Below are 5,060 nucleotides of genomic sequence, written 5' to 3' on the forward strand. Positions count from 1 at the left end.
ATCAACGAGTGCCCACACAGATTGATAGGTTCTTATTTTTAAAGAGCTTTTCTAACATTTTCAGCAACTTAGTTGCTCGTCGTTAGGGTGCGTATCTTACTTCACACCGTGAGAGAGTCAAGCATTTTTTTTCAAATTCTTTTTCTCTCTTCCCGACTCGCTGTGTGACTTTCGTCTCACTCCGTGTCGGTGGATGCGCAGTATAGGGGGTTGAGAAATTAGCACAAGCGTTTTTTGCAAAAAAACTTTCAACCGAACAAATAACGAGCATTCTGCATAGATACTCAACGTTCTTGTCTAATATTTCGGGTTGTAGAGGATCTTTTCATGAAGAAACACCTGACTTCTGCATTAAAAGATCGCCTATTTCTTTGTGATTTCGGTTGCTGAACTTCTCTCTCTTGGTTCTTTTTTCTCTTTCTATCTATATAAAGACGAAAAAAAAGAGCAGAACGATGGCGAACTGCTCTTTTGGTCTTTGCTTTTTATTTGGGGTACTTCAGGTGAAGTCTTGGAAAATTGTTTCTTCTATATATAGAAGAAAAGATCAGAGCATCCTTGCCCTTCTCTTTACGACAGATTAGTTAGGGGTATATCTAAATGTCGTTATTGTTCGATGACGCATTGAGCTCGTAAGAGTGGAGCATGCTTGCATTCCCAATGGCGTCATCTTCGAGGGGAACTTAGTTCTTCAATACTTTTACGGTGTAGCTACCATCTTTTTGTTGGTATAGACCGTGGATGTCGGTTTCGAAACCTGGGTAATGCGCACCGATCTCACAAAGCATCTCTAGGAAGTCCAGCACAGGGCGCGACTCTTGAGTCACCATTTCACCAGGAAGTACTAGTGGCACACCTGGAGGGTAAGGAAGGATCATGTTCGCACTTACGCGGCCAACCATTTCTTCCAGTTTGATTTCTTCGATGTTGCCACGAAGCTCTTCTTGCCATGCTGCGTGTGGTGTTACTTTCATTTCTGGAAGTACATCGAACGCTTTGTACATTAGCTCTGGTAGGTTGTATTTCTTAGTTAGGTCATGAATTGCTTGTGCTAGTTCTTGAACGCGCATGCCTTCATAGAAGCTTGGGTCTTCGTTGTATAGCGAAGGTAGGAAGCTCTTGATGGTTAGGTTCAAGTCGTAGCCACGTTTAAATTCAGTTAGACCGCGTAGCAATTGCATTGCTTTTGATTTGTCGATACCGATTGAGAATAGGAACAACAAGTTGTATGGACCTGTTTTCTCTACCACGATGCCGCGCTCATCTAGGAATTTAGCCACCAGCGAAGCAGGAATGCCTGATTCTTCTAGTTCGCCTTCTTTGTTCATCCCCGGAGTCAGTAGCGTTACTTTGATTGGGTCAAGATACATGTGGTTGTCATCCATGTTCTTGAAGCCGTGCCATGTGTCGCTAGGGTCTAGTTTCCAACATTCTGTGGTATCGATGCTTTCTGGTTGCCATACATCGAAGAACCAGCTATCGCTTTCTGCTTCTAGGCGTTTGATCTCTTTACGGAAGCGGATTGCGCGATCGATAGAGTCTTGCATCAACTTCTTACCAGTGTTGCCGCGCATCATTGCCGCTGCAGTTTCAGTAGAAGCAACAATGCCGTACTGAGGTGAAGTTGAAGTGTGCATCATGAATGCTTCGTTGAAAGATTCTTTATCAAAGTCACCTTTCACGTGAATCATTGAAGCTTGTGAGAACGCTGCCAACAGTTTGTGTGTTGATTGTGTTTCGTAGAACACTTTGCCTGGCATCGCTTCACCACTCATACCACATTTACCTTCGTAAATTGGGTTGAAGTTAGTGTAAGGCACCCAAGCACTGTCGAAGTGGATGTGTTTACAATCTAGCGACTCTTTGATGAATTGTGTGTTGTACAACAAGCCATCGTAAGTTGAGTTAGTCACTACCGCGTAAGTTGGTGCTGTTGCACCTGGTGTTTTCGCCACTTTCTCTGCAATGACATCGCGGCTGAATTCGCTTTGTGGAATACCACCAAGGATGCCGTATGCGTTACGAGTTGGGCGGAAGTAGATTGGTGTCACGTCGCTCATCATCATTAGGTGAGTCAGAGATTTGTGACAGTTACGGTCAATCAGTACTGTGCTGCCCGCAGGTGCTGAGTACATACCAACGATTTTGTTCGATGTAGACGTACCGTTAGTTACGATGTACGAGCTGTCTGCATTGAATGTGCGTGCGATGTATTCTTCTGCATCTTTATGTGGACCTGAGTGGTCTAGTAGAGAACCTAGCTCAGGCATTGAGATTGATACGTCCGCTTTAAATGTGTTTGGACCGTAAAAATCGTAGAAGATGCTACCAGCAGGGCTTTTCTGGAATGCAGTACCGCCCATGTGACCTGGAGTACAGAAGGTGTATTTACCTTCTTCTACGTATTTGAATAGCGCTTTAGTGAATGGAGGCATGATGGCATCTTTGTATGCCTCAGTCGCTTGATTGATTTTGATAGCGATGTCGTCAGCCATACCTAAAGCATACTCGAAGAAGCTCACGTTTAGACGTAGGTCTGTTAGTGAAATGTCTAGAGTAGACTGTTCGTTGGCAAAAGCGTGAACAGGCAGTTTTTCGTTGATTTGGCTGATTCGTTCACATAGCTCTAGTGAGTATTTATCCCAGTCGAACAGCACACCGCAAATGCGTGGGTTCATCTCAATCATTTTGATCAAGTCTTTATCATCTACTGGGTAAACCACTTCGTAGCCCGCTTTCTCAAGAGCAGCGTGAAGTTGACGAACTGGCTCTTCTTTAAAGAACACACCCATGTGGTTCAAGATAGCGAATATATTCATTTGGACATCTCCAAGGCGAATGAGGGCGCTCTTTGCCATTTACAGGCAATGAGTAAGGTGAGCGCCGCGTGAATTTGGGGTTTATGGGCTGGCACCGTAGTGCCAGCGTTTGGGGATTAGTTGCTTGCTTGGGCAGGCATGTCGTCAGCGTGCATTTTCACGTACTGAGCAAGACCTGCTTTTTTGCTGTAGAACATCAAGATAACTAGAGAAACGATGAAGGTTGCTGTTAGCGTACCGCCCTCTGCACCCGCTAGTGCGATGAAGCAGAACAGACAAGCCACACCAGAGAACAGCATTACGAAGCCGTTACGTGTTGTCATACCTTCGAAGCGGATCAAGTTAATGCTTGAGTAGAAGTAAGGCAGCATTGTTAGTAGAACCGCGTCAGTTGTTAGCTGGTTGAATAGGTCTGATGCGTGTGCTGTTTTAGAGCTGAAGAACATCAGTACAACCATCAGTGCAGTCATCTTGATTGACGCAAGGATTAGACCTTTCTTAGGCACACCGTTTTTATCAGTTTCACCGTAGATTTTAGGGAAGTTACCATCGCTCGCAGCGCGTTTACCCGCTTCACCTACTAGCATCATCCAAGAACCTAGCGAAGTGAAACATGCTAGCGCTGTGAATGCTGATACGAATGGTGCTGTCCAGCTACCGAATAGCTCAGTGGTTGCTAGCGCAAATGGCGCACCTGATGCCGCAACTTCTGACGCAGGGAACATGCCGCTGATCATTTGAGTTGAGAGGATGTAAATCACACCCGCGATACCAGTACCTAACATAGTTGCTAGTGGTACAGTGCGTTTAGGGTTTTCTACCATACCAGTCGATACCGCTGCTGATTCCACACCTACGAATGACCATAGACAGATAAGAACCGCTGTTACTACCGCGTGGCTGTCAGTACCTGCTGATACGTTCCAGTTTTGGCTGTAAAGCGCAGTATCGAAGTGCGTCCAACCAAATGCAGCTGTACCAACAACTGGGATAAGGATAAGAACTAGACCAAGCGTACATAGACGGCTTACCCAGCTACCACCAAGTAGGTTGACGAAAGTGAAGATCCATACCGATGCAATCGTCGCAATACCTGCTGGGATTGGGTTATTGAGCACAGGGAAGAATACTGAAAGGTAAGAAACACCTGTAATGGCAATAGCCAGGTTACCAATCCAGTTCGCGTGGTAATAAAGAACGCCCGTTTGGAAACCAAATACCGGAGACACTTCGCCAGCATAAGCGATAGGACCACCTTCTTGTGGGTTTTTGGTTGCCAGACGAGCGTAAACGAACGCCAGACTCAGTGCACCGACCAAACAGATCAGCCAACTGAAGATTGAAACAGAGCCTACAGAGGCAAGACTAGAAGGTAATAGTGCGATACCACTACCCATCATGTTACCGGCTACGACACCCGTACAGGCAATAAGACCGATTTTTTTCGCATTCGATGACATAACATCTCCAAATCTATTCTACTCGAGTCAACATGACTCAAACTGAATGGTTATTAGCGAGATGCTATGAGGAAGAACCTGCTCGACCTCGCTAACTTTCGAAGTGAAGACTACGCCCAAAAACTGGGAAAAAAATAAACTTGGGGTTATCAATAAAACAATTAGCCCATCGGTATAAAGTTGAGATAAACCTGATAAACTAAAAAACATAAAGCTAGCATATACAGCAACTTAAGATAAAAAACTAAAGCACTCATGTCGAAAAGGTAAAAACATCAACCTCAACAAATTTTCCATCAACCTTATCAACCGCTATCAACATCAAGATAACCCTATCCTGATTACCCAAACTGTTGATGCAGACTTTTCCTACCCTTATTGACCAATTGACTTACATCAAACTTCCCCTCCTCTTTTACTCAACGATGCATAAGTACAAGCGTTATTACGCATAAACAACTGCATGTTTGTGATCGGTTTTAAATACGCAAGGCTAAGGCCGAAACCCAAACGTTCGATATGAAGCGGCACTAAGACAGGAAGTAAGAAGTAAGAAGTAAGAATGCCAAGGTGGTGAGAATAGAGAATAGAGAATAGAGAATAGAGAATAGAGAATAGAGAATGAAAAGCCCTCTCCTCTTCTATAGCAAGCACTATTAGTAGAAATAAAGGTAAGAATCATACACAAGAGGCAGATACAAAAATGTATGGTCCGCCCCGTTATTGCAACTACAATTAAGTAATAACGGAGTTGGTTTGCGCTAATGTATTCGGAGTCCAC

At 44.3% G+C, this 5,060-nt stretch carries 2 protein-coding genes; both read right to left on the reverse strand.

Features of this window, described 5'->3' with window-relative positions:
- Window positions 1-683 precede the first annotated feature (683 nt).
- Entirely contained in the window at window positions 684-2,819 is a 2,136-nt protein-coding gene (locus VJL_RS23830; protein WP_038881794.1) for a lysine decarboxylase CadA, read from the reverse strand.
- A 116-nt stretch (window positions 2,820-2,935) separates the two neighbouring features.
- The gene (gene cadB, locus VJL_RS23835) at window positions 2,936-4,279 is read right to left on the reverse strand and encodes a cadaverine/lysine antiporter (RefSeq protein WP_017821792.1); all 1,344 of its coding nucleotides are present in this window, start codon (window positions 4,277-4,279) and stop codon (window positions 2,936-2,938) included.
- Between the last annotated feature and the right edge of the window lie 781 nt (window positions 4,280-5,060).

Source organism: Vibrio jasicida CAIM 1864 = LMG 25398 (genome assembly GCF_000400365.1).
Lineage (GTDB): Bacteria > Pseudomonadota > Gammaproteobacteria > Enterobacterales > Vibrionaceae > Vibrio > Vibrio jasicida.

What these genes read in the sequence shown, in the direction of transcription:
- cadB (WP_017821792.1), bottom strand. Translation starts at nt 4,279, where the DNA reads ATGTCATCGAATGCGAAAAAAATCGGTCTTATTGCCTGTACGGGTGTC.
- VJL_RS23830 (WP_038881794.1), bottom strand. Translation starts at nt 2,819, where the DNA reads ATGAATATATTCGCTATCTTGAACCACATGGGTGTGTTCTTTAAAGAA.